23 protein-coding genes are annotated in these 22,633 nt (G+C 66.7%); 13 read left to right on the top strand and 10 right to left on the bottom strand.

The features are described 5' to 3' along the window. Nucleotides 1-69: 69 nt before the first annotated feature. The 4 genes from BLW05_RS18265 to BLW05_RS18250 all read left to right on the top strand — a co-directional run bounded on the left by BLW05_RS18265 (nt 70) and on the right by BLW05_RS18250 (nt 3,151). Complete coding sequence (locus tag BLW05_RS18265) at nt 70-1,272, top strand: acyl-CoA dehydrogenase family protein (protein WP_093164796.1); 1,203 nt, start codon at nt 70-72, stop codon at nt 1,270-1,272. A 100-nt stretch (nt 1,273-1,372) separates the two neighbouring features. Continuing rightward, nucleotides 1,373-1,693 carry a sensor domain-containing protein gene (locus BLW05_RS18260; protein ID WP_093164795.1) on the top strand — a complete coding sequence of 107 codons (321 nt, stop codon included), beginning with the start codon at nt 1,373-1,375 and terminating at the stop codon, nt 1,691-1,693. An 11-nt stretch (nt 1,694-1,704) separates the two neighbouring features. Then, nucleotides 1,705-2,544 carry a fumarylacetoacetate hydrolase family protein gene (locus tag BLW05_RS18255; protein WP_093164793.1) on the top strand — a complete coding sequence of 280 codons (840 nt, stop codon included), beginning with the start codon at nt 1,705-1,707 and terminating at the stop codon, nt 2,542-2,544. A gap of 22 nt (nt 2,545-2,566) precedes the next feature. Beyond that, a complete protein-coding gene (locus tag BLW05_RS18250; RefSeq protein ID WP_093164792.1) occupies nt 2,567-3,151 on the top strand; it encodes a VOC family protein in 585 nt (194 codons plus the stop codon). Between the two features lie 171 nt (nt 3,152-3,322). Here the strand turns inward: BLW05_RS18250 and BLW05_RS18245 are convergent, their stop codons facing one another. Then, nucleotides 3,323-3,634, bottom strand: coding sequence for a hypothetical protein (locus BLW05_RS18245; RefSeq protein ID WP_093164981.1), 312 nt, complete (start codon nt 3,632-3,634; stop codon nt 3,323-3,325). A gap of 471 nt (nt 3,635-4,105) precedes the next feature. Between BLW05_RS18245 and BLW05_RS18240 the strand changes: the two genes are divergently transcribed. Then, nucleotides 4,106-4,822 (top strand): Crp/Fnr family transcriptional regulator, encoded by a 717-nt coding sequence (locus BLW05_RS18240; protein ID WP_093164791.1) that lies wholly within the window; start codon nt 4,106-4,108, stop codon nt 4,820-4,822. 166 nt (nt 4,823-4,988) lie between these two features. Next, nucleotides 4,989-5,765: a hypothetical protein gene (locus tag BLW05_RS18235; protein ID WP_093164789.1), complete on the top strand. Its 777-nt coding sequence runs from the start codon at nt 4,989-4,991 to the stop codon at nt 5,763-5,765. Here BLW05_RS18235 and BLW05_RS18230 read toward each other — a convergent pair. Then, entirely contained in the window at nt 5,743-6,117 is a 375-nt protein-coding gene (locus tag BLW05_RS18230; protein WP_143044849.1) for a hypothetical protein, read from the bottom strand. The genes BLW05_RS18235 and BLW05_RS18230 overlap by 23 nt on opposite strands. 508 nt (nt 6,118-6,625) lie before the next feature. On the opposite strand from BLW05_RS18230, the gene BLW05_RS18225 reads away from it, so the two are divergent. Then, on the top strand, nt 6,626-7,768 hold the full coding sequence (locus BLW05_RS18225; protein ID WP_093164786.1) for a sensor histidine kinase: 1,143 nt from the start codon (nt 6,626-6,628) through the stop codon (nt 7,766-7,768). Nucleotides 7,769-7,835: 67 nt separating this feature from the next. On the opposite strand, the gene BLW05_RS18220 is transcribed toward BLW05_RS18225, so the two are convergent. After that, complete coding sequence (locus BLW05_RS18220) at nt 7,836-8,156, bottom strand: hypothetical protein (protein WP_093164785.1); 321 nt, start codon at nt 8,154-8,156, stop codon at nt 7,836-7,838. A gap of 133 nt (nt 8,157-8,289) precedes the next feature. Between BLW05_RS18220 and BLW05_RS18215 the strand changes: the two genes are divergently transcribed. After that, entirely contained in the window at nt 8,290-8,979 is a 690-nt protein-coding gene (locus tag BLW05_RS18215) for a Crp/Fnr family transcriptional regulator (protein WP_093164783.1), read from the top strand. 122 nt (nt 8,980-9,101) lie between these two features. Beyond that, nucleotides 9,102-9,374, top strand: a complete 273-nt coding sequence (locus tag BLW05_RS18210) for a DUF1488 family protein (RefSeq protein WP_093164782.1) — start codon at nt 9,102-9,104, stop codon at nt 9,372-9,374. Between the two features lie 107 nt (nt 9,375-9,481). Here BLW05_RS18210 and BLW05_RS18205 read toward each other — a convergent pair whose 3' ends face one another. The 3 genes from BLW05_RS18205 to BLW05_RS18195 form a co-directional block, all read right to left on the bottom strand. Beyond that, nucleotides 9,482-11,653 (bottom strand): amylo-alpha-1,6-glucosidase, encoded by a 2,172-nt coding sequence (locus BLW05_RS18205; protein WP_256330364.1) that lies wholly within the window; start codon nt 11,651-11,653, stop codon nt 9,482-9,484. A 14-nt stretch (nt 11,654-11,667) separates the two neighbouring features. After that, a complete protein-coding gene (locus BLW05_RS18200; RefSeq protein ID WP_093164779.1) occupies nt 11,668-12,717 on the bottom strand; it encodes a glycosyltransferase family 4 protein in 1,050 nt (349 codons plus the stop codon). 699 nt (nt 12,718-13,416) lie between these two features. Then, nucleotides 13,417-14,124 (bottom strand): GAF domain-containing protein, encoded by a 708-nt coding sequence (locus BLW05_RS18195; protein WP_143044848.1) that lies wholly within the window; start codon nt 14,122-14,124, stop codon nt 13,417-13,419. Nucleotides 14,125-14,194: 70 nt separating this feature from the next. Here BLW05_RS18195 and BLW05_RS18190 point away from each other — a divergent pair, with 70 nt between their 5' ends. Both BLW05_RS18190 and BLW05_RS18185 read left to right on the top strand, forming a co-directional pair. Next, nucleotides 14,195-15,610, top strand: coding sequence for a hypothetical protein (locus BLW05_RS18190; RefSeq protein WP_093164776.1), 1,416 nt, complete (start codon nt 14,195-14,197; stop codon nt 15,608-15,610). After that, entirely contained in the window at nt 15,607-16,905 is a 1,299-nt protein-coding gene (locus BLW05_RS18185) for a flavin-dependent oxidoreductase (RefSeq protein ID WP_093164775.1), read from the top strand. The genes BLW05_RS18190 and BLW05_RS18185 overlap by 4 nt, the downstream gene beginning before the upstream one ends. Before the next feature lie 5 nt (nt 16,906-16,910). Here the strand turns inward: BLW05_RS18185 and BLW05_RS18180 are convergent, their stop codons facing one another. After that, complete coding sequence (locus BLW05_RS18180) at nt 16,911-17,807, bottom strand: LysR family transcriptional regulator ArgP (protein WP_093164773.1); 897 nt, start codon at nt 17,805-17,807, stop codon at nt 16,911-16,913. Nucleotides 17,808-17,880: 73 nt separating this feature from the next. On the opposite strand from BLW05_RS18180, the gene BLW05_RS18175 reads away from it, so the two are divergent. Further along, nucleotides 17,881-18,531 (top strand): LysE/ArgO family amino acid transporter, encoded by a 651-nt coding sequence (locus BLW05_RS18175; protein ID WP_371126948.1) that lies wholly within the window; start codon nt 17,881-17,883, stop codon nt 18,529-18,531. 18 nt (nt 18,532-18,549) lie between these two features. On the opposite strand, the gene BLW05_RS18170 is transcribed toward BLW05_RS18175, so the two are convergent. Genes BLW05_RS18170 through BLW05_RS18160 form a run of 3 tightly spaced genes read right to left on the bottom strand, consistent with a single transcriptional unit; the run spans nt 18,550 to nt 21,772 of the window. Next, nucleotides 18,550-19,569 (bottom strand): Bug family tripartite tricarboxylate transporter substrate binding protein, encoded by a 1,020-nt coding sequence (locus BLW05_RS18170; protein ID WP_093164772.1) that lies wholly within the window; start codon nt 19,567-19,569, stop codon nt 18,550-18,552. 44 nt (nt 19,570-19,613) lie between these two features. Beyond that, nucleotides 19,614-20,573 carry a 2-hydroxyacid dehydrogenase gene (locus BLW05_RS18165; RefSeq protein ID WP_093164770.1) on the bottom strand — a complete coding sequence of 320 codons (960 nt, stop codon included), beginning with the start codon at nt 20,571-20,573 and terminating at the stop codon, nt 19,614-19,616. A 2-nt stretch (nt 20,574-20,575) separates the two neighbouring features. After that, nucleotides 20,576-21,772, bottom strand: coding sequence for a mandelate racemase/muconate lactonizing enzyme family protein (locus BLW05_RS18160; RefSeq protein WP_093164768.1), 1,197 nt, complete (start codon nt 21,770-21,772; stop codon nt 20,576-20,578). A gap of 116 nt (nt 21,773-21,888) precedes the next feature. On the opposite strand from BLW05_RS18160, the gene BLW05_RS18155 reads away from it, so the two are divergent. Then, a complete protein-coding gene (locus tag BLW05_RS18155) occupies nt 21,889-22,632 on the top strand; it encodes a FadR/GntR family transcriptional regulator (protein ID WP_093164767.1) in 744 nt (247 codons plus the stop codon). The last annotated feature ends 1 nt before the right edge of the window (nt 22,633 follow it).

Raw genomic sequence — 22,633 nt, 5'->3', positions numbered from 1 at the left:
GCAGCACTTTCCTTCCTCTTCCCATCCACCCGAACGAAGCAACGCTCCCGCGAGCGAAAGGAGACTCTCATGCCCGTGACGAACGAAACCGCCGCCCTGCGCGCAGAACTGGTCAAGTGCGTGCACGAACTGCACCCGCTGCTGCGCCGCAACGCCGCGCAGACCGAGAAGGACCGCCGCGTGCCCGATGAGAACATCCGCGCGGTGGAGGCCGCCGGCCTCTTCCGCGCTCTGCTGCCCAAGCGCTATGGCGGCTTCGAACTGCCGGTGGCCGCGCACCTGGACGTGACCGCGGCAATCGCCGAGGCCTGCCCGTCGACCGCCTGGGTGGTCAACCTCATCGGCATCTGCGGCTGGTTCGCGGCCCTGCTGCCGGGCCGCACGCAGGATGAGATCTTCGGGCGCAACCCCGCGGCGCGGGTGGCCGGCGTCTTCACGCCTAGCATGCAGACAGAGCGCACGGACGTCGAAGGCGGCATGGTCGTCTCCGGCAAGTGGTACTACGCCTCGGGCTGCCTGCATGCCGACTGGGGCCTGGTGGGCCTCGCGGAGCACGATGCCCAGGGCAACGTGATCGAGCAGTTCCTGGCCTACATCCCGATGTCGGACCTGCGCATCGAGGACACCTGGCACACGGTGGGCATGCGCGGCAGCGGCAGCAACTGCCTGGTGGCCGAGAACGTGTTCGTGCCCAATCACCGCATGCACTCGGTGCCGCGCCTGCTCGCGGGCGAGTACGCGAGCGAGCACAAGGCGGCCGAGCCGCTGTACCGCTCGGCCTTCGTGCCGATGGCAGCGCTGATCCTGGCCGGCCCGCAACTCGGCATGGGCCGCGCCGCGCTGGAGCACGTGCGCTCGCACGCCGACAAACGCGCCATCACCTACACGGTCTACGCGAAGCAGTCCGACTCCGTGGCCTTCCAGATGCAGTTGGCCGAAGCCGCGATGAAGGTGGAAACCGCGCACCTGCACGCGTACCGTTGCGCGGACGAGATCCACGCCTGGGCCGAGCGCGACCTGCACCCCGGCGTGCTGGCGCGGGCCCGCATGCGCTGCGATACCTCTTGGGCGATCCGCCACATCACCGAGGCGCTCGATCTGCTGATCACCGCGCACGGCGCGGGCTCTTTTGCCGAGTCGAGCCCCATGCAGCGTTGGTGGCGCGACGCAAATACCGGCGCCCGGCATGCGGTGGCGCTGCCGCAGGTCTCGCTGGAGGTGTACGGCAAGGCGCTGCTCGGCCTCGACACGCTGGTCACGCCGCTCGTTTGAGCGCACAGCGATACGCGATCCGCATCGCTCGAATGTTCTTCGCATCTTTGCCTATCGCAGGCCGGGATGCAGTATCCGCCCCTGACAAAGGAGACTCCGCATGTTCGTCCGTTCCGCCTATTGGGTCGGCGCGCCCAGGATGGGCGCCGCCCAGCATTTCCACGATCTGATCGAGAGCGTTGTACTGCCCGCGATGCGCCGCATGCCCGGCGTGCGCGCGGTGCATGGCCTGTGGCCGCGCAAGTTCGAAGATTCACCTCCGGCCATCGCGCTGCAGGTGCTGGTGGAGTTCGCCGATCGCAGCGACGCCGAGCGCATGCTCGCGAGCGAAGAGCGCAAAGCGCTGCGCCCGCGAGTGCTTGAAGCGGTCGCCCTCTTCGACGGCCACCTGAGCCACATCGAATTCGAAAGCCTTTCCTGAAAGACTGAACCATGAAACTGCTACGTCACGGCCCCGTGGGCCAGGAGAAACCGGGCGCCCTCGACGCCGACGGACAGGCGCGCGACCTCTCGCTGCTGGTGCCCGACTTCACCCCCGACTGGCTTGCGCCCGAGAAGCTTCAGGCGCTCGCGGCGATCGACCTGCGGCGCATGCCACTGGTGCCCAAGGGCACGCGGCTCGGTGTGCCGGTGGCTGGTGTTCGCCAGTTCGTGGCGATCGGACTGAACTACCGCAAACATGCAGAAGAAGCCGGCCTGGAAATCCCGAAGGAGCCGGTCGTCTTCACCAAGGCATTGACCTCGCTCGCAGGCCCCGACGACGACGTACGCCTGCCGCCGGGCTCCGAGGCCGGCGACTGGGAGATCGAACTTGGCTTCGTGATCGGAACCATCGCGCGCAACGTGCCGGTGCAAAGCGCCCTGTCGCATGTGGCGGGCTACTGCCTGGCCAACGACGTGTCGGAGCGCGACTGGCAGATCAAGCGCGGCGGCCAGTGGGGCAAAGGCAAGAGCTTCGACGGCTTCGGCCCCGTCGGCCCCTGGCTCGTCACGAGCGACGAGATTGCCGATCCGCAGGCCATCCCGCTGGAACTCAGGGTCAACGACGAGGTGCGTCAACGCAGCAACACTGCCGACATGATCTTCCCGGTCGCACAGCTCGTGTCGTACCTGAGCCAGTTCATGACGCTGCTTCCCGGGGACGTCGTGATCACGGGCACGCCGCAGGGTGTGGGCCTGGGCATCAAGCCCACGCCCGTCTTCCTGCGACGCGGCGACGTGATGACGCTCAGCGCGGGTCCGCTGGGCACGCAGCGGCAGCAAGTCGTATGACCCTTCCCAGGAGACAGTCCTCATGTCCTCGCAATCCATCCGCCCCAAGACCTTCGCGCACGTCGTCTATCGCACCTACCGGTTCCAGCAGATGCTGGACTGGTACGTGACGGTCTTCAACGGCAAGATCCAATACCACAACCCGGTGATCGCCTTCGTGACCTACGACGACGAGCACCATCGGGTCGCGCTGCTCAACCTGTCGGTCATCAAGGGCGAGTCGGATGCGCGCACGCCTCGCGGCCAGCCCGGCATGGACCACGTCGCCTACGGCTATCGCAGCCTGGGCGAGTTGCTCGACAAGTACACGGAGCTGAAGGCCAAGGACATCCTGCCCTACTGGTGCATCCATCACGGCATCACGGTCTCGCTCTACTACGCCGACCCGGACGGCAACCAGATGGAGTTCCAGGCGGACTGCTTCACGAGCAACGACGACGCCAACGCGTTCATGTACGGGCCGAACTTCGAGACCAACCCGATCGGCGTGGAGTTCGATCCCGAGTCGATGCTCGCGCGCCTTCGCGCCGGCGAGCCTGAAGCCGACCTGCTGCCGCGCCGCGAGCACCTGCCGGTGTCGGAGATCCGCGGCTCGCTGCTGGGCTGATCACGCGCGGCGCGGCGTCGCTCAGTGGGGCGAGGTCGCGACCACCGCACGGCCCCCCGTGGCAAGCCCGATGACTGCCAGCACGCCTCGAAAGAGGGGCGCAAGTTCAGTCACACATCCTAGACTTCAGTGAAACATGTCAATTGAAGCCTCGCGCCATTCCGGGACTTTCTAGTCCCACACGGGAAGGTTTTGCAAGGCATCATTGGGACGATCGACAATGTCGACGCCAGTGATGTCAGTTCCGCCCGGCAAGAGTTCGACGTCGCAAATGACTTCCCAGACATGGGTTTCAGTGCGCCGTGCAAGGCACACCTCCTCGCCGGAAGCAATGAGCTTGGTGCATTCGCCGATGCTGATCCGCTGTGCTGTGCCAAGGGCAAATTCTGTCGAACCGAACTCCTTGTCCACAACCGGGTGAATGGCGACGAAATCAATCCTTCCGCCCCTTAAGTGAACAGCGGTAATTGCATGCTGGGCCATCTCGACCTCCATTCGTGGAGAGCCCAGTATGGCTTCGGCGGCTGCCAGCGCCAATCTGCCTACCGTGGCCGTGGGCTCGATGCTCGACTGTACATCTCCGGCTGCGCGTCCCCCTCAGCAGTTCCGGGAAGCCGACACTGGTGAGGGGCGGCCCCCTTCCCAACTGGATTCTTTCGATGAACACCGCCAGTGTGCAGCGCGCCGTCTTCTTCATCCTGCTTGCGGGAGTCACTGTCGGATTTCTCTGGATCCTTCAACCGTTCTTTGGCGCAGTGATGTGGGCGATCGCCTTGGCCATCCTTTTCAGTCCGTTGTACAGGAGGCTGAGCAAAGCGATGGGAGCTGGCCTGTTGGGGTCTGACGATCTCGAGGTGGGACATGATCGGGTAGCAAGCCTGCGGGCTTGCCTGTGCGGTAGCGGACGTAGCAGACAATGTTGCTCATCCTCGAAACCAGCATCCGGAGGAAGCGATGGCCCTTCAACCCGAACCGAGAAAGAACCGCCTGCTCGCTGCGTTGCCCGATGGCGAATGGCAGCGCTGGTTGCCTCAGCTCGAAGCGGTCGAGATGCCATTGGGCCAGGTGCTGTATGAATCGGGCACCACGTTGAGCCATGTCTACTTTCCGAGCACCGCCATCGTCTCCTTGTTGTACGTCATGGAAAACGGCGCCTCGGCGGAGATCGCCGTGGTCGGCAACGAGGGTGTCGTGGGCATCTCGCTGTTCATGGGGGGTGAGTCCACTCCCAGTCGAGCCGTAGTGCAAAGCGCAGGCCAAGGCTTCAGGCTCAAGGCACAGGTGATCAAGGACGAGTTCAACCGGGCCCCAGTCCTTCACCTGCTGCTGCGCTACACCCAGGCGCTGATCACGCAGATGGCGCAAACGGCGGTCTGCAACCGCCACCACTCCCTGGATCAGCAACTGTGCCGCTGGCTCCTGCTGAGCTTGGACCGGCTGCAGGGCAATGAACTCGTGATGACGCAGGAACTGATCGCCAACATGCTCGGTGTGCGCCGCGAAGGCGTCACGGAAAGCGCACTCAAGCTGCAAAGGGCCGGCCTCATCAGTTATGCGCGCGGTCGCATCTCGGTGCTGGACCGGCAAGGGCTGGAGCGGCGCTCTTGCGAGTGCTATGCGGTGGTCAAGAAGGAATATGACAGACTCCTTCCGGACACGGTCGCCATCTAGAAGAACCGAACGGCATGGGTCGCGCGTCGGGCGCGATGTGCGCTGCCGCACAGACGGCGCCTCGGCGTCCGCCTTACAAAAGGGCATGAGAATTTCATGCAGACCCCGACCTTCGCCGCCTCGAGCCCAGCAGGGCTGATCTGAGCAGCGCGGCACGAGATTCGCCATGACGTTCACCCCGGTGAAGTCCCCCTCCCATGCGCGCGGCAACCCTCTATCCATCGATGCTTTCGCGGGTTTCGCCAGCATGTTGAGGATGTGGATTCAGAGCGACCAGCCTGTGGCGGTTTGCAGACTCTGTCGTACCGTCAATCGTGACGAGGCCAGGTTCTGCGCTGGCTGTGGTGGCAAGCTCCCGGCGTTCCATGCGGCCGCCTCGCATTCGACTCATGACCAACCGATCCGGGCATCGCAGTGGACTGAATGCTCCGCGAATTCGAGGGCGTTCCCGGGTCCGGGCGATGCCAACCCCGAGGTCGGGCCGGATCGAGGCCTCCATACCAACATGGACATCGCTGCGGCACAGCTGGTTCGGCGAGCGGAGCAATGGATTCGCCACGCCGATGCCCGCGAGTTGCTGCATGTCCTCCTGGCCGGCGGGCTGAGCGCCAATATCGCGGAAGACAACGGTCACTTCCGCAGCAGCGTCGAACTGGGCGAGCGTCGAGATGCACTCTCGAGCCTGGGAATCATCTGGGCCGATCTTCCTGCAGGCGAAACCCTGTCGATCTTTGCTCAGATCTGGGGTGCGTCGGCGCCACCTGGGCCCGAAGACGCGCGGGAGGCATGGTTTGCTGCCGACGCCAAGGCGCAAGAAGGCGCCAGGCAATGGCTCCGAGCGGAAGTCGCGGAGAACATCGCGCTCTTCGATACGTGTGTAACGGAATGGTGCCGACTCCGCTTGGCTTCACAGCTTCACTCTACCTGGCTCGCAAGTGCTTGACTGTGTCCGATGCCCTCCCCAGCGCGGTCGGCGTCGCCTTGCCCGAATCCGCGAGGAGATCCGACGCTGTCTGAGCCTGTTGCGCCATCAGACTCTGCCCCTGTGTGGACCAGTCCAGGAGGCTTGCCGAGTACTCGCGCGCGAACGTCGAGTAGTTTTCCGTGAGCTTGCGGATCAAGTCCGCGTAGACGTCGGAGACGACGACGCGCTCGAAGGATTGCTGCGCGAGCTCGAAGTACTTCTGGACATTGGCGTTTGCCATTTCGAACATCGCGGGCGACTGCGCGAAGTTCGTCAGGAGCGCCGCGTTGGCCTCGGCCAGATGGGTGAAGGGCTGGGTCATATCGTTCATGGTTGCCTTTTACCGGCTGCCGCCGGCCATCGAAGCTACTCAGGGGGAAGGTGCCCCACCAGCAGCTTCGGTAGCGGCGCACCGAACCGGAAGACAGGGCGTGCTGCCCTTGCATTCCGATTCGCTCACAGAGGCCGCCAGCTGTCGCGCCCAACCTCTGCCGCCTTTATACGGGTCGACTCGTCTCGCGTCGGTGCGTTGGAGCACGTAGATGCCGCCGAAGCTGCAGACCGGCGACATGCGGCCTGTGGCTGATGCACGGACGCTCGAGGCCGTGATTTCCAATCGCGTTCCACCCGCTGTTACGAAGCGGCAAGCAGAAACCACTATTGGGGCATGGCAATGCCCGCCCTGACAGACGGGCTCCTCGACGGCTCTATGTTCGACAGTGCACCGAGCGCGCATGATGTGGACTTGGGGCTGGACGTCGCCGACGCACAGTGGTCGCCAAACTTACCGGCTGAGCGCTTCGACTTTTTCGAAACCGGGGCTGCTGAACGAGGACCCTATGCATCGATTCCTCTACAACCATCGCGAAGAGCTCGTTGATCGATGCAAAGCCAAGGTTGCTCAGCGGCCCCGGCGAGAAGCCACAGCTGCGCAGCTCGCCAACGGCGTTCCGATTTTTCTGGACCAGTTGATGAGAACGCTGGAAGCGCAGGAGAACGGCGAGGTCGACGAGAGCTTCAGGATTTCAGGTGCCGCTGGCGGTGACGCCGCTGCCTTGTCTGAAATGGGCCTGAGCGCAGCAGCGCACGGCAAGCAGTTGATGGAGCTCGGCTTTTCCGTCGACCAGGTGGTACACGACTACGGCGACCTTTGCCAGGCCATCACAGACCTCGCCGTCGAGCTCGATGCGCCGTTCTCCGTCGACGAGTTCCGCACCTTGAACCGTTGCCTCGACAACGCCATCGCTGACGCGGTCACCGAATTCAGCACCTGGCGGGACGCCAGCGTCGCACTTCAGCAGACCGCCGAGGAGAACGAGCGCCTGGGCGTGCTGGTGCATGAGTTGCGGAACTACTTGCACACCGCAACGCTTGCGTTCACCGCGCTGGAATCGGGGAGGGTTCCACTTGGCGGCGCAACCGGCGCCGTGCTGAAAAGGAGCCTGACGTCGTTGGCGGCCCTGCTGAGTCTGTCACTGTCTCAGGTCAGGGTCACGGCCGAAGGTCCTCAGGAGGCAGCCTTTTCGGTCGCGTCGTTCGTTGCGGAGGCCAGGAATGTCGTCTCGCTCGATGCGAGCACAAAGGGCTGCACGCTCTGCGCCCTCGACGTCGATGCCACGCTGGGCATCTCGGGAAACCGCGAGCGGCTCCTGGCGGCCCTGGTGAACTTGCTGCAGAACGCCATAAAGTTCACCCATGCCCATACCGAAGTCACCCTGAGCGCCCATGCCGAAGGGGACTATGTCCTGGTCGACGTCAGGGACCACTGCGGTGGACTTCCTCCAGGAGCCACGGCGCGTATCTTCCAGCCCTTTGTCCAGGTCGGTGAGAACAAGAGCGGCTTGGGACTCGGCCTTTCCATCGCGCGACGAAGCGTGGAGTCTGACGGAGGCGTATTGACCGTTCGGGACCTCCCGGGCACGGGATGTGTCTTCACCATCAAGCTTCCACGAAAGACGCTTGACTCGCGAGACAGCCCTTGACAGGTGCTCAGCCTGCCTCACTGCTTCCCGGTGTCGATCGGTGGAGCCTGCGACGCTGGTACAAGCCTCAACTCGAACCTTCGGGCTTCATCATCTTCGAGGCCTGCGCCACCTGCTGAGTGATCTGGGTCTGGGCTTCGGCTGCCATTCCCATGAGGCTCTCGGCATGTTCTCGCGCAAAGGTCGAATAGTTGTCGGTCAGACTGCGGATCAGGTCCGCCTGGGCTTCGGATGCGGGCGTTCCTCCAAAGGTCTTCTGCGCCAGTTCGAGGTACTTCTGTGCGCTGGTGTTGACCAGGTCGACCATTTCCTGCGACTGCGCAAAGCGGGTGATGAGTTCCGCATTCGCGGTAGAAAGCTTGACGAAGGGTTGGGTGAGGTCTTGCATGGTGGCCTTTCTCGGCGGGTGCCGTTCAATCGGCATTTATAGGACGCCGTCGCCATCGCGTCTGTGCGCTGGCAGACAGTCGCACCGGGCAATTGCGCGCAGAGTGGCTCGCACCACTCACACGGAGCGATCCTTGGCCACGATCGAGAACCACCTCATCGAATTGCTTCCGCGCAACGACCGCCGGCGCCTGCTGGACGTCTGCGAGCCGATCCTGCTGATCCTGGCCGAGGTGATCCACGAGCCTGGCGCAGCAACCCGGCATGTCTACTTTCCTGTCGACGGCTTCATTTCATTGGTGGCTCGGATCGACGAGCATCCCGGAATCGAAGTCGGCATGGTGGGGCGCGAAGGGATGCTGGGCTCGAACCTCGTTCTCGGCGTGGACATCGCGCCCTTGCGCGCACTGGTGCAAGGCGCGGGCTCGGCCTGGCGCGTCACCGCGGTCGACTTCCGACGCGAACTGGCACGTAACGCGCCGCTGCAGCGAGTGCTGGACCGCTACATCCACGTCTCGATGTCTCAACTTGCGGCGTCGGCCGCCTGCCTGCGCTTTCACCAGATCGGCCCGCGCCTCGCGCGTTGGCTCCTCATGAGCCAGGACCGCGCCCATGCCGACAGCTTCAGCGTCACGCACGAGTTTCTCGCCTACATGCTGGGCGTGCGCCGTGTCGGCATCACCGAGGCCGCCGGTTCGCTGCAGCGCAGCGGGTTGATCCACTACCACCGCGGCACCATCAGCGTGCTCGATCGTCCGGGACTCGAGGCGACAGCTTGCGCCTGTTATGCCGCGGACAGGAAGAGCTACGCGGGAGTGCTTTGACCTCATGTTCCGCCCCTGCGGCCGACGCCTTTCGTCTGTGCGCTACCGGACCGACAACCGCGGCTGCCCGGTGTAGAAGTGAAATATTCGGCTCCGGCCGCGAACCCATCCAAGGACATCCCATGTCAAACCCTCCCTTCTTTCATGAGGCCTCAGGCGCCGTCCATTTCTGGGTGTCCATCGATGGCCAGCTCGTCGGTGCGAGCATTGGCAAGGAAACGCTGCACTACTGCTATCGGTCGACTGCCATCGACGACGAGCCGCTGGACACCTACCAGGTTCACGCCAAGGATATCGATGAGGCCGTGCGCAGGCGAGTCGCGGGCGGCTCCGTCGAACCCGTGATGCTGCGTGACTACGACCTGCACCCTGCGGTGGGCAAGGGCATCGAATAGGGGCGCGACTCGTGCGGCAAGTGCCCCAAGAGGAGCATCCAATGACTTCCCTTCAGGCCGCCGATCGCCGGCGGAGCAGCACGACTGATGACCGCCTGCAGCGAAGGTCAGTAGTCCACAGAAAGATGTACCTTCCGGGATCCGCGCTGGTTCTCGATGAAGGCGACCACGCGCTGCGCCACCCGCTGGAAGCTGAGATCCACCAGTTGGTCGCCGACCTTCATGTGGCGTACCTGGAGGCGGTCGATGTCATGCGGCAGGCGTGGCTGTCTCACATGCACGGTCATACGTGCGGTATCGATGTGCAAGCCGAGCGTTGCCTGCAGCAACATGAAGACTGACCCGGCCGACCATGCTTGCGGCAGACAGGCCACGGGATAGGCAACGGGCGCCTCCCCGGCCTCGCGCTTGAAGCCACAGAACAATTCGGGCAGGCGCATGCCGAAGAAGGTGGCTGCTTCGAACATGCCGCTCATCAGGTGGACGATGCCGTCGCGTTCCCCGTAGCGCGCCATGCCCGATGCGCACAGCACAACGTCATGGGGCCAGACCGAACCGTTGTGATAGGACATGGGGTTGTAGCGTGCAGCCTCCGGCGGCAGCGTGCGGATGCCCCAGCCCGAGTCAAACGCGCCGGTGAGCAACTGCCGGATGACCGCCTGCGCACGCTTCGGGGAAGGCAGCCCGCAATAAAGGAGATGACCCACGTTGGAAGACCGCACCCTGCAGGGCCGCCCCGTGCCGTCGAGTGCGAGCGCATAGAACTCCAGGTCATCGAGCCAGAAGTGCTGCTCGACAGCACGCCTGAGTGCGTCAGCGCGGCTCTTCCAGTGCGCGGCCGCGTCGGCTTCACCCCGCATGCCTGCGAGTTCGGCCATCGTGAGATAGGCGCGCCAGGCGTAGCCCTGCACTTCGATGAGCGCGATCGGCCCTTCGGGCGAACTGCCGTCTTCGTGGAAGACCGAATCGTCGCTGTCCTTCCATCCCTGGTTGGCCAGTCCGCTGGACTCGCCGCGCGCGTAGGTCAGGAAGCCCTCTGGATTGCCGCCGCTGCTGCGTTCGATCCACTGGGCCGCACTATTCAGAGCGGGCCAATAGGCATCGATCTCGCTCGCGCCGCCCATGCGAACTGCATAGGCGCCGGCGAGCATGACGAACAGTGGCGTGGTGTCGACCCCGCCGTAGTACTTGGCAAACGGGAGTTCGTCCACCGCTGCCATCTCGCCCTTGCGGGTCTCGTGCATGATCTTTCCCGGTTCCGAATCGCGGAAGGTGGAGGTCTGCTTCGCCTGGTTGTGCGCAAGGAACGAGAGCACGCCGTGCGCGAGGGAGGTATCGAGCCACAAGGTCTGCAGCGCGGTGATGATCGCATCGCGTCCGAAGGGCGTCGAGAACCACGGAATGCCCGCGTAGGGGTACGGCCCCGTCGGTAGTTCGGTGGTCAGCAGCGCGAGGTCAGCCCGCGACTTGTCCATCCAGTGCTGGAATAGCCGGGCCGACGAATAGATCCGCGCACCCCGGCGCTGCCGCAAGCGCATGCTGCGCCGTGCAGAGGCGGCGGCCTGTCGGTGACGGGCGCGGCCCGGCGCCATCGCGGGCGAAGGGCCGACCTCGATATAGAGCACCCAGGGCGTACGTTGGAGAACCTCGACGAAAAACTCTGCCTGGGATTCGTCCAGCCTCACGGGCATCTCCGAGAACGCGATGCTCACGGTTCGCAGGACCTTGTCCAGTCCTTCGTAGCTGAGCCGCGCGGTGCGCTCCTCCACCACGGCCGGCTGGGCGATGCCGCGCTGCGAGCGCTGCTGGCCACGCACCTCGAACATGTCGCGGAAGTCGGCGCCAAAGTGGATGGTCAACGGCGCTTTCACCGGTGCGCGCCCATAGTTGAACAGGCTGATCCGCTCGAAGATCCGGCCGCACCACAGAAGTCGCTCCCGCTCCACATGCATCACACCCTCGGGTGTCGCGGCATCGCCCAGCGGCGGCAACGGCTGGTTGGTCATATGGGCGGCAAAGAAGACGTTGTCCTGGCTCACGCCGCCCGACAGCAGCGAAGGCCTGCGGCCGCCGTAGCGAAGACGGAAAGTCGACAGCAGCCGCGTGTCGTTCACGAACAAGCCGTCAGCCGCGCCCGTCACATCGCCGTAGATGTCGGCGACCAGGAAGGTGTCTGCCTCCTTCAGCACGAACAGGCGCTGCGGGCTGCGTTCGATGAGTTCCTGCGTTTCGAGTCCCTGAAGCGCTGGCTCCTGCGCCATTCCCTGACCTTGGCTCATTGCAGCACCTTTCCTCAAGCGGCAGCAGGCAAGCTCATGGCCAGCAGCCGGTGGTAGAGCTCGACATAGGCCGTTGCCATCACCTTGGCGGAGAACCGGCGCTCGAACGCCGCCCGGATGCGCGCCCGATCGAGTTGCCCCACATTCTTCACAGCGGCCGTGGCCTCTTCCTCGTTGTCGACGATGAACCCGCTCAGGCCGTGCTCCAGCACCTCCGGCACGGATCCGCAGCGCCATGCAATCACCGGTGTGCCGCAGGCCATCGCCTCGATCATCACGAGCCCGAAGGGCTCGGGCCAGTCGATCGGAAACAGCAGCGCCCGTGCGTTCCCGAGGAACCCGGGCTTCTCGGCATCGCTCACTTCACCCATGTATTCGATCAGCGGATGCTGCAGCAGCGGGCGTATGCAGTTCTCGAAGTAGGCGCGGTCGACGGCATCCACCTTGGCTGCAATCCTGAGGGGCAGGCCCGCGCGAATCGCGATGTCGATCGCGCGGTCCGGACGCTTTTCGGGCGCAATGCGACCGAGAAAGGCGAGATATGCGCCCGTCGGCTTCGTCGCCGGCCGGAAATGCGTTTCGTCGATTCCGTTGTGCACCGTGCCGATCCAGTTTGCCAAGGGCATCGGCTTGCGCTGGTGATGGGAGAGCGAGACAAGGGGGAAGTCACTCCACCTCCCGTACGCCTCGGCCAAGTCCGTCAGGTCCAGCCGGCCATGGATCGTGGTGAGCGTGCGATCGGCTATGTCCTCGAAAAAAGGGAAATGCAACAGGTCCATGTGAAAGTGCAGTACATCGAACTCGTCGGCGCGTCGCCTCACTTCGCTCATGAGGAGCAGATGGGCGGCCAGCTCCGACTTGAGCGGTGCCGGATCGAGCCGCAGCGCCTGCCGTCGGACGGGCACCAGAGTCGCGCGTGTGTGCGACCCTCCTGCCGCGAAGAGGGTGACTTCATGGCCCTGGTCGACCAAGGCATTGCTGAGATTGGCGACTACGCGCTCAGTGCCCCCGTAGAACGTCGGTGGCACGGCCTCCCACAGTGGCGAAACCTGGGCGATCTTCATTTTCTTCTCCGGTGATCAATAAGAAGTCATCGTTCAAAATAGGAACGCTCTTTGCGCGAATAGCAAGAGGCGCAGACGCCGTCGCAGCCGACGCTCGGCATCACAGGATCCAAACCTTCACCGAAACACCTCGGAGACCATCTCAGCGCCTGGGGCCTCTTCGTCACCCGCTTGCAGAGGCTTGTGTCGAAGCGGATTCCAAATGCCGAGAGGCCAGACAGGCCGATGCCGATGCTCGACGTGGCACCGCACGTAGCAGGCGGTCTTGTGAGGCCTGGACGAATCCTTCGCCGGCGAGTGGCCCGGCGGCGCTATCGCTCGTTCCAAGCTGCTTTCACTGCAGCGATGCCACGCCCTGCGCTATGGGTCGATGAACGGTGAGCTGCCCTCGCCGCGATTCATGTCCCAATCGTCAATGAAAGCGCGCGACTTTCGTGCCTCGCCAAGCGCTGCGAACTCATTTCCTGCTTGGCGCACCCGGGCTGGCGCGACGCATCACTTCAATTCCACGCGGACTTCTCGGAACGCTGTTCGTAAAGTCCACGATAGAGCAAAGGCGCAGCTGTCCTCTGTGCGCTGTCGCACATAGTGACGAAACAGACGGAGGCATCCCTATCCGAGCGTTGCTGAACTGCTCGAAGTTCGAGACCCGAGTGCCCCTGCCACCACCAGCGGGCGAGCCCGCCTGAGCGGCCAGCGTCAGTTCAGCGCTTCCGCCGCCTGGTCGACATCGAGGCCGCGCGCCTGCGCGATCAGCCGGGCCGCCGCATTGGCTGCCATTTCCATGCGCTTGACGTCGCGATCGCCGAGATGGTCGCGCGCTTCGAGGCTGAATCCGCACAGCACGCCATAGAGGCCGCCATCGGCGAAGCGCACCGGCACGCCGATGTGCGCTCCGAGCACGCCGTACTCCGGCGGCAGGCCGTATTGCATACGCACCCGCGCGACGCTTTCCATGACGTTGGGCATGCGGCCGTCGACGATGCGCTGGCAGATGGTCTTGTCGATCTCGTGCGACTGGCCGACTTCGATGATCGCGTCGTCGTCCCTGGCAGCGACGTGACGGAAGATCCGCCGGCCAAAGGCGAACTCGCCGACGAAGACCACTTCGAGGTCAATCTGCTCGCGCACGATGCGCAACAGGCCGCCGATCGAACGTTCGATGGCTGAAATACCGTCGACCCCGTAGGCCTCGGCGGTGACTGCCGCGATACGTTCCGACCATTCCACATGATCGAACGCCGGCATCTCGCTCCCTCTTTTCACTATCGAATTGCTCCTGGTCGGGGGATGGTACGCGTGCCCCGCTGGCGACAGCCGCGCAACAGGGAAAAGACCTCCGATTTCGTCCCAAGCCGTGGTCAATATCCGACGGCCAACCTTCGTTTGAATACGTTTTTCTTGCATGCGCCGCGCTGCCCACGCAGCGAAAATGCAACGCTCCCGCAGCCCATGCGCCGCGGGGAAGGAGACTCTTGTGCAAACGTTCCCGGCATCGGACGACCGGCCCCAGGCTGCGCTGCGCGATCTGCTGCGCACGGTGCCGCGGCGATACCGGTCGCCGCCGCTGCCGCCGGGCCTCGATGCGGCCGTCGCCGCGGGCACCGAGGCCACGCTCGCGTTCGCCATCGAGTCGGCGCGTGCCGCCGCGGAACGCGGCACGCCGACGCCTGCCGCGCTGGGCGATGCCTTCACCGCCGCGCTGGCCGCACTGATCCACCGCGCGATGACGCCCGACGGCGGCGACCCGGTCTTCCAGGCGCAGGTGCTGTACTCGCGCGACGCGCAGGTTCGCGACTGGGTGCAGATCGAGAGCTCCGCAGCCGCCGACGCCCGGTCGGTGCGTGCGGCGGTCGATGCCTTCGCGCACCCAGGCAAGCTGCGCGACATGCCGGAAGGCGCGCGGCGTGACAACCTGTCGCACCTGCATGCGCTGGCCGCGGCCGGCGAATGGCGCACGCTCGCCTCGGAGGCCGGATCCCTCGGCGCCCCGTTGATCGGAAACGACGCGGCGCTGCACGCCCTTCTGCACGATCTCGCCACGCATCCCGCGCTGCAGCGACGCATCCACGCGGAAGCGATGACGGCGCTGGAACCGGTCCGGCGCTATCGCGCGCTGCGCGCCCGGCGCGTGCCACCGGCGGGGAGCGACGTCGCGCGGGGCCAGGGCCGCGCCGCGGCGCGCGAGGGCGCGCAGGCCGAGCACGCGGCGGCCGAGGCGCTCCGGCAGGTGGCCACGTTCCTGAACGACCTGGAAGGCGATGAGCGCGGCACGTACCGCGTCCTGCGCAGCCTGCTCACGCCGCGCGTGCTGTCCGGCGGCGGCGACCGGTCCAAGGAAGAGTGGGACGCGGCCCTCGTGAGAAGCATCGGCGGCGGCCTCTGCGACATCGTCCTGCTGGCCGAAGTGAAGGCTGCGCCGGCCGCCGTCACCTCCGACATGCCGCGCCTGCTGCGCGGGCTCGCGCGGCTTGCACAGGCGGACGGCGATGCGTCCTTTGCCTTCGCCTCGCTCGATGGCGCCGTGCGGCTGCGCGGTCGTTCCCTGCGCGCGCTGGCGCCGATCGGTCCGTCGCTGCCGGAACCGGTGATCTACCTCTGCCCGGCACCGACGGAATCGCGCCCCACGCTGCTCGGCGCGGCGGCCAAGGCCGTGTTGCTCTCGGAACCCGCCAGCCTGGAATTTGCCCGCGCGCTCGCCGATGGCGCCGCGCCGCTGCACGCCAGCCTGACGGCCGTCTGGAACGCGCTGCCGCACGAGTCGCGGCTGCGCGCGACGCTGAACCAGTACGACACGGCGCGCCGCGCGCGGGAGGCGATGCTGTACACGGGCGATCTCCTCGCCACCGTCGCGCAGGCCGGAATGGTGCTTCCCCGACAATCCGCGCCATGACTCATTCGATCGATTCCCGTCCGGTGCTGATCGCCGGCGGCGGCATCGGGGGCATCGCCCTCGCGCTCACCCTGCATCAGATCGGCGTGCCCTGCGTCGTCTTCGAGGCCGTTCCCGAACTGCAGCCGCTGGGCGTAGGCATCAACCTGCAGCCCAACGCGGTGCGCGAGCTGTACGACCTCGGCATCGACGACCGCGCGCTCGACCGCATCGGCATCCAGGCGCGCGAATGGGCGCTGGTCGGGCGCAACGGCAACGACATCTATTCGGAGCCGCGCGGCCTGCTTGCGGGCTATTGCTGGCCGCAGTACTCGGTGCACCGCGGGCAGTTGCAGATGCTGCTTTACCGCACCGCGCTCGAACGTCTCGGCCCCGATGCGGTCCGGGTCGGCCATCGGGTCACCGGCTATCGCAACGACGGGAACGGCGTGACCGCATTCGTCGAAACACGCGACGGCCGGCGCATCGAAGCCGAAGGCCGGCTGCTGGTGGCGGCCGACGGCCTGCATTCGGCAGTGCGCGCGCAGATGCACCCCGCGCAGCCCCCGATCCAGTGGGGCGGCGCGATCCTGTGGCGCGGCACGACGCCGGGGGTGCCGATCCGCAGCGGCGCTTCGTTCGTCGGCGTCGGCTCGCTGCGGCATCGCGTGGTGCTCTATCCGATCTCGCCGCCCGATCCGGCGACAGGCCTGGCGACCATCAACTGGATCGCCGAGATCACGGTCGACAACTCCGAAGGCTGGACGCAGGGCGACTGGAACCGCCGCGTCTCGGTGGACGACTTCATCGGCCACTTCGAAGGCTGGAACTACGACTGGCTCGACGTGCCCGCGATGCTGCGCGGCGCCAAGGAGGTCTTCGAATACCCGATGATCGACCGCGACCCGGTGCCCACCTGGGTGGACGGCCGCGTTGCGCTGCTCGGCGACGCGGCGCATGTGATGTATCCCGTGGGCTCCAACGGTGCGAGCCAGGCCATCGTCGACGCGCGCGTGCTCGGTGCGTCGATGCTGGCTCACGGCGTCACGCCCGCGGCGCTCGATGCGTACGACGCGAAGCTCTGTGAGGACATCTCGGCGCTGGTGCTGCGCAATCGCGGCGCCGGCCCGTTCGGCATCCTCGGGCTGGTGGACGAACGCTGCGGCGGCGTGTTCGACGACATCGAGAAGGTCATCCCGGCGGCCGAGCGCGATGCCTTCATGGCACGCTACAAGGCCGCGGCCGGCTTTGCGATCGAGACGCTGAACTCGGCGCCGCCGACCATCGCGCCAGGTGCGCGGGTACACGGCGCGTAGACCGCTCAGGCCGGCAGCAGCGCCTTCCGCGCGGCGGCGACGAGCTGGCGGGTCAGGCCGTCGAGCAGGCCCGAGGCCGCGCGCGCCTGCTGCCAATGCAGGGGCACGTCCAGCGGCGTGTCGGGCACCAGTTCGACCAGCGACCCGTCGCGAAGATGCGCTGCGACCAGCACCAGCGGATGCAGCCCCCAGCCCATGCCGGCCAGGGACGCCGCGACGAAGGCGTGCGAGGACGGCAGCGCGTGCCGCGGCAGCTCGACATGCCGATGGCACAGGCGCCGCGCCCAGCGCGCCTGCAGTGCGTCCTTGCGGTTGAACACCAGGCTGGGCGCGGCCGCCAGACTGCGCGCCCCGACGCCCCGCGGGAAATGCCGCGCCACGAAAGCCGGACTGGCCGCCGCGACGTAGCGCATCACGCCAAGCGGCCGGCTGTCGCAGCCTGCGGCCGGCCGCGCGGTGCCGGTCACCGCGGCGAGCACCGCGCCGCTGCGGAGCCACTCGGCGGTGTGGTCCTGGTCGTCCACGGCGATTTCCATGAGCACCGGCGCCTCCGCCGCGAACGCGGCCACCGCCGGCGCGAACCAGGTCGCGAGGCTGTCGGCGTTCACTGCGACAGGCAGCGGGACCCGCGCGACGCCCGCGGGCGCAAGCGCCGGCAGCGCGCCCTCCAGTGTCTGCTCGAGCAGGCGGACCCGGTCCACGTGCTGGCACAAGCGCCGGCCGGTCTCGGTGGCCGTGCAAGGTTGCCCACGCACGACCAGCGCGCAGCCCACGCGCTCCTCGAGCAGGCGGATGCGTTGCGAGATGGCCGAGGGCGTGACGTGCAGCGCGCGCGCCGCGCGATCGAAGCTGCCTTCACGGATCACGGCGGCCAGCGCGGAGAGTGCCGAATAGTCGAGCATCGGATCAGTTTCTCTAAATCTGGATTAGCAGAGATAGTTTGTCTTCAGCCCATCGCGCAGGCAAGCTCGGCACATGCCCATGCTCCTGGCCAACGCTTCCCTCGCCTTTCCCGTCTTCATCCAGGGACTGGCCCTCTCGTTCGGGCTCATCGTCGCGATCGGTGCGCAGAACGCCTTCGTGCTGCGTCAGGGTCTGCGCCGCGAGCACGTGGGCGGCGTGGTGCTGTTCTGCGCGGTGGCGGATGGCGTCCTGATCGCGGCAGGCGTGCTGGGCGTGGCGCATGCGCTCGGGGATCGCCCCGGCCTGGCACGGGTGCTCGCGCTGGCCGGCGCAGCCTTCCTCGCGGCCTACGGCGTCCAGGCGCTGCGGCGCGCGCGCCGCGCGAACAGCCTGCACGCGGCGGAGGGAACGGCGAATCCGGGCCGTGCCGCCGTACTGGCGCAGGCGGCGGGCTTCACGCTGCTCAACCCGCATGTGTACCTCGACACCGTGCTGCTCGTCGGCAGCATCGGCGCTCAGCAGCCCGCGGCGCTGCGGGGCTGGTTCGTGGCGGGCGCGAGCGCGGCGAGCCTGTGCTGGTTCGGGCTGCTCGGCTACGGCGCGCGCTGGCTCGCGCCCTGGTTCGCGCGGCCGAGGGCCTGGCAGGCGCTGGACGCGCTCGTGGGCCTGACCATGACCGCTCTCGCGGTGCTGCTCGTGCGTCGCGCCTTCGCCGGCCTGTGACGGCGCACGCGCTCTTCCCTACTCCGCCTTGATGTTGTTGTCCTTGACCACCTTGCCCCAGCGCTGGGATTCGGCGCGCATCCATTCGGCGATCTGCTGTCGGGTCATCGGCGACGGCTCGGAGCCGAGCTCCTGCAGATGCCTGGCGAACTCGGGCTGCGCCACGATACGCGCAACGGCCGTCTGCAGCTTGTCGAGCACGGCCGGCGGCGTGTTGGCGGGCGCCAGCAGTCCCTGCCACGAGCCGGTGACGAAATCGGGGATCTGCGATGCCACGGTCGGCACACCCGGCGTCGCCGCGAACGGCTTGGCGCTGGTGACCGCGATCGCCTTGACCTTGCCGCCCTGCACCAGCGGGTTGGTGGCGACCACGCTCGCCATGGCGCTGTCGATCTGGCCGCCGGCGAGATCGGCCAGGGCCTGCGAGCCGCCCTTGTAGCCGATCACGTTGAACTCGAAGCCCCGGTTCTGCGCGAGCAGGATGCCGGCCAGCTGGCTGATGGACGCCAGCGGCGTGCCGAAGCTGACGGGCTTGCCGCTCTTCTTCGCGTAGGCGGCCAGCTCGTCGATGTTCTTCACCGGCAGGTCCTTGCGCACCACCAGCAGGTGCGGCGAATAGGCCGGGATCGCGATCGGCGCGAGGTCCTTCTCCGGGTTGTAGGTGAGCTGCGGCACCACGCTCGGGCCGATGGTCAGCACGCTCATGTCGAGCAGCAGCAGGGTGTAGCCGTCGGGCGCGGACTTGGCCACGAACGCCGCGCCGATGTGGCCGTTGCCGCCGGCCTTGTTCTCCACGATGACCGTCTGCTTGAACGCGTCGCCCAGCTCCTTGCCGAGCAGGCGCCCCAGCACGTCGGAGGTGCCGCCCGGCGGGTTGGGCACGATGATCCGGATCATCTTGTTGGGGTAGTTCGCCGCCGCGTCCTGCGCATGGACCGGCAGGGACGCACCCGCCAGCATCGCCACGGCGGCCATGCCGAGCAGCGCGCGCCGGGCCATGGCGGGGACGGGCGGGGTGGTGGAAATCTCTGCTTTCATGGATGTCTCCGTGGATGTGTGGACGCGAAGGAAGCCGTGCGCGATCAGGTCGCCTGGTAGATGACGTTCCGCAGCGGCTGCCCCTGTTGCAGCCGGAGGATGTTGTCGGCCATGAACCGGTAGCGCCGGTCGAGCAGCGCCGGCGTCAGGGCCGAGATGTGGGGCGTGGCGCGGACATTGGGCAGCGCGTGCAGCGGCCAGCGCGAAGGGTTCACGGGCGGCTGGCCCTTCTTCGGGTACTGGTACCAGACGTCGAGCACCGCCCGTGCGAGGCGCTGGTCGCGCAGGGCTTCGTACAGCGCCTGCTCGTCGACCACCTCGGCGCGCGCCACATTCACCAGCAGGGCCTCCGCGGGCAGCAGCGCGAGCTGGCGTGCGCCGACCAGGCCCCGGGTGCTGTCGTCGAGCGGACAGCAGATCACGAGGAACCGGGTGCGGGGCAGCACATCGTCCAGCGCCGACACGGCGACGAACTCGTCGGCCAGTTCCGCCGGGCCCGGCCGGCCGCTGCGCGTCACGGCGATCAAGTGCATGCCCAGGGCCCGCGCGCGGCGCGCGATCTCCTGTCCGATGTGGCCGAAGCCCACGATCGCAAGCGTCTTGCCGTGCGCCTCTTCATGCTGCGGCCGGTTGGCGTAGGCCGTCGCCCAGGCGTCGGCGTCCAGGCGCGACGGGTACTGCCAGAGTTGCAGGCCGTGCTCCAGGATGGCGTGGAGCGTGAACTCCGCGATCGGCACTTCGTGGCCGTGCACGTTGCACACCGTCGTGCCGGCAGGCAGCGATCGGCAGGCGATCTGCTCCGATCCGGCGCCGGGCACATGGACCAGCCGGCAGCGCAGGCGGGCCGCTTCCTCGGCGCTGATGCTGTTGCTGATGACGACGTCCGACTGGATCGCGCCTGCTTCGGGAAAGGCCTGCAACGCTTCGACCTCGTGCCCTGGGCCGAGGAGTTCGCGCAAGCGCGGCGCGTTGGGCGCATGGAGCCCGACGATCTGGATATGCATGGCTAGCGGCTTTCGCGAACGATGAGATCGGGCCGCCGCTTGAAGCTGTCCGCGAGACGCGTGCCCAGCCCGGCGGCCACGGTGGGCTGCGCCATGCCGTCGCGGATCACCGGCAGGTCGGTGACGATGTCGCGATACCAGGTGGCCAGCGTGGCGCGGACCACCTCCTGGTAGATCGCCGTCGGCGCATGCAGCGCCATCTGCAGGCCGGCCATCAGCGTGACCGGGCCGGTGCAGTCGTGCGGCGCCAGCGGCCGGTTGTAGGCCTGCGCCAGCGCCGCGATCTTGCGCCCTTCGCTGAAGCCGCCGCACCACGCGAGGTCCAGCATCACCACGTCGAGGGCATCGTTGGCCAGCAGGTCGCGGAAAGGGCGCAGGCCGCCCAGCGTCTCGCTGCCGCACACCGGCACGCGCGTGCGGCGCCGCAGGTCGGCGAGCGCGACGTAATCGTCCATCTTGCACAGCGGGTCCTCGACCCAGAACACGTCGTAGTCCTCCAGCGCCTGGCAGATGCGCAGGGCCGAGTGGCCGCCGAAGAGGCTGTGCAGCTCGCACATCACCTCGATCCGGTTGCCGACCGCCTCGCGGATCTTGCGGAACGGCGCCAGGCCCTTTTCGAGATCGGGCAGGCTGATGAGGTGGCCGCCGCTCTTGGGCGCGTAGATGTCGAACGGCCAGATCTTCATGGCCTTGTAACCCTCGTCGAGCAGGCTGCGCGCGAGTTCGCCGGCGTCGTGCATGAAGGCGACCTGGTCGTCGTAGGGGCCCTGGGGCCTGTCCTCGTCACCGATGTCGCGACGCCTGCCGTTCGTGTTGTAGGCATAGCCCGCGCAGGTGTTGTAGACCGGCACGCTCTCGCGCGCCGCGCCCCCGAGCGCCTCGTGGATCGGCACGCCCTGCCGCTGGCCGGCGAGGTCCCACAGGGCAATGTCGATCGCGCTGGCCGAGCGCACTTCCACGCCCGAGCCGTTGTAGCCCACGTACGGCGTGAGCAGGTGGCGCGAAATGCCTTCGATATGCCGCGCGTCGCGCCCCAGCAGCCAGGGCGCGAGCTCGTCGTGCAGGCAGGTCTCGACCGACACCGCGCCGCGGAAGGTTTCGCCAAGGCCGACGAGGCCGTCGCTCGTCTCGAGTTCGAGCCAGATCAGGCTGGGCCTGTCCGGCACCCGGTAGGTTCGGAGGCAGCGGATGGTTGACATGATTTACAGCTTTTTATATCTTTGAGGTCGATTCGCAGACCGGTTTGCGCCTGACGCAAATTGTCCTCACACGGAGAGCGCCTGCTTCTCACGATTTCCCTGTAAATAGCTGTTATATGAATACAAGCGTTTCAGACGCCGCGGACGCGACCCCGCCAACGCACAAGGCGGACCGCCTGCTCGGCGACAAGGTCTATGAAGACCTGCTCCAGTTGCTGGGCACCCCGGGCTTCGAGCCGCGTGCACGCTTGCCCGGCGAGACCGCCCTGTCGCAGCGCCTGGGCGTATCGCGCCCGGTGCTGCGACAGGCGCTTGCGCGCCTGCGTGAAGAAGGCCGCATCTACGTGCGCAAAGGCTCGGGCAACTTCGTCACCGACGCGTTGCCGCAAGCCAGGCCCGTTTCAATGAGCACCTTGAAGAACATCGCGGACATCCGCGCCTTTCTGGAATTCCGGTGCTTCATGGAAGGCGAGGCCGCCGCCCGGGCGGCGCGGATGCGCACCGCCGACGAAATGCACCACATCCGCCGCTGCCGCGAGCGCTTCGATCAGGCCTTGGCGGCCGGCAGCGATGCCATCGAAGAAGACGTCGCCTTCCACGACGCGGTGGCGCAGGCCTGCGGCAACCGCTTCTTCAGCATGACGATGACGGCACTGGCGCCGCAGACGCGCTTCAGCATCGGGCTCTCGCGCAGCCTCGCAGGGCGCCCGCAAGGCGAGCGCCGGGCCGGGGTGTGCCAGGAACACGCGGCCGTGGAGCAGGCCATCGAGCGGCAGGATGCCGATGCCGCGCGGCACGCGATGGAGGCGCACCTGCGCGGGGGCATCGCGCGGCTGTTCGGGCACGAAGAGCGCACCTGAC

The sequence above is a fragment of the Variovorax sp. YR216 genome, from assembly GCF_900107745.1.
Taxonomy (GTDB): Bacteria; Pseudomonadota; Gammaproteobacteria; order Burkholderiales; family Burkholderiaceae_C; genus Variovorax.
This window is presented reverse-complemented; position numbering and strand designations above follow the sequence as displayed.

What these genes read in the sequence shown, in the direction of transcription:
- BLW05_RS18240 (WP_093164791.1), top strand. Translation starts at nt 4,106, where the DNA reads ATGGCCCTTCAACCCGAACCGAGAAAGAACCGCCTGCTCGCTGCGTTG.
- BLW05_RS18260 (WP_093164795.1), top strand. Translation starts at nt 1,373, where the DNA reads ATGTTCGTCCGTTCCGCCTATTGGGTCGGCGCGCCCAGGATGGGCGCC.
- BLW05_RS18195 (WP_143044848.1), bottom strand. Translation starts at nt 14,124, where the DNA reads ATGCAAGAAAAACGTATTCAAACGAAGGTTGGCCGTCGGATATTGACC.
- BLW05_RS18250 (WP_093164792.1), top strand. Translation starts at nt 2,567, where the DNA reads ATGTCCTCGCAATCCATCCGCCCCAAGACCTTCGCGCACGTCGTCTAT.
- BLW05_RS18225 (WP_093164786.1), top strand. Translation starts at nt 6,626, where the DNA reads ATGCATCGATTCCTCTACAACCATCGCGAAGAGCTCGTTGATCGATGC.
- BLW05_RS18235 (WP_093164789.1), top strand. Translation starts at nt 4,989, where the DNA reads ATGACGTTCACCCCGGTGAAGTCCCCCTCCCATGCGCGCGGCAACCCT.
- BLW05_RS18255 (WP_093164793.1), top strand. Translation starts at nt 1,705, where the DNA reads ATGAAACTGCTACGTCACGGCCCCGTGGGCCAGGAGAAACCGGGCGCC.
- BLW05_RS18205 (WP_256330364.1), bottom strand. Translation starts at nt 11,653, where the DNA reads ATGAGCCAAGGTCAGGGAATGGCGCAGGAGCCAGCGCTTCAGGGACTC.
- BLW05_RS18165 (WP_093164770.1), bottom strand. Translation starts at nt 20,573, where the DNA reads ATGCATATCCAGATCGTCGGGCTCCATGCGCCCAACGCGCCGCGCTTG.
- BLW05_RS18210 (WP_093164782.1), top strand. Translation starts at nt 9,102, where the DNA reads ATGTCAAACCCTCCCTTCTTTCATGAGGCCTCAGGCGCCGTCCATTTC.
- BLW05_RS18230 (WP_143044849.1), bottom strand. Translation starts at nt 6,117, where the DNA reads ATGAACGATATGACCCAGCCCTTCACCCATCTGGCCGAGGCCAACGCG.
- BLW05_RS18185 (WP_093164775.1), top strand. Translation starts at nt 15,607, where the DNA reads ATGACTCATTCGATCGATTCCCGTCCGGTGCTGATCGCCGGCGGCGGC.
- BLW05_RS18245 (WP_093164981.1), bottom strand. Translation starts at nt 3,634, where the DNA reads ATGGCCCAGCATGCAATTACCGCTGTTCACTTAAGGGGCGGAAGGATT.
- BLW05_RS18180 (WP_093164773.1), bottom strand. Translation starts at nt 17,807, where the DNA reads ATGCTCGACTATTCGGCACTCTCCGCGCTGGCCGCCGTGATCCGTGAA.
- BLW05_RS18265 (WP_093164796.1), top strand. Translation starts at nt 70, where the DNA reads ATGCCCGTGACGAACGAAACCGCCGCCCTGCGCGCAGAACTGGTCAAG.
- BLW05_RS18170 (WP_093164772.1), bottom strand. Translation starts at nt 19,569, where the DNA reads ATGAAAGCAGAGATTTCCACCACCCCGCCCGTCCCCGCCATGGCCCGG.
- BLW05_RS18160 (WP_093164768.1), bottom strand. Translation starts at nt 21,772, where the DNA reads ATGTCAACCATCCGCTGCCTCCGAACCTACCGGGTGCCGGACAGGCCC.
- BLW05_RS18220 (WP_093164785.1), bottom strand. Translation starts at nt 8,156, where the DNA reads ATGCAAGACCTCACCCAACCCTTCGTCAAGCTTTCTACCGCGAATGCG.
- BLW05_RS18175 (WP_371126948.1), top strand. Translation starts at nt 17,881, where the DNA reads ATGCCCATGCTCCTGGCCAACGCTTCCCTCGCCTTTCCCGTCTTCATC.
- BLW05_RS18155 (WP_093164767.1), top strand. Translation starts at nt 21,889, where the DNA reads ATGAATACAAGCGTTTCAGACGCCGCGGACGCGACCCCGCCAACGCAC.
- BLW05_RS18200 (WP_093164779.1), bottom strand. Translation starts at nt 12,717, where the DNA reads ATGAAGATCGCCCAGGTTTCGCCACTGTGGGAGGCCGTGCCACCGACG.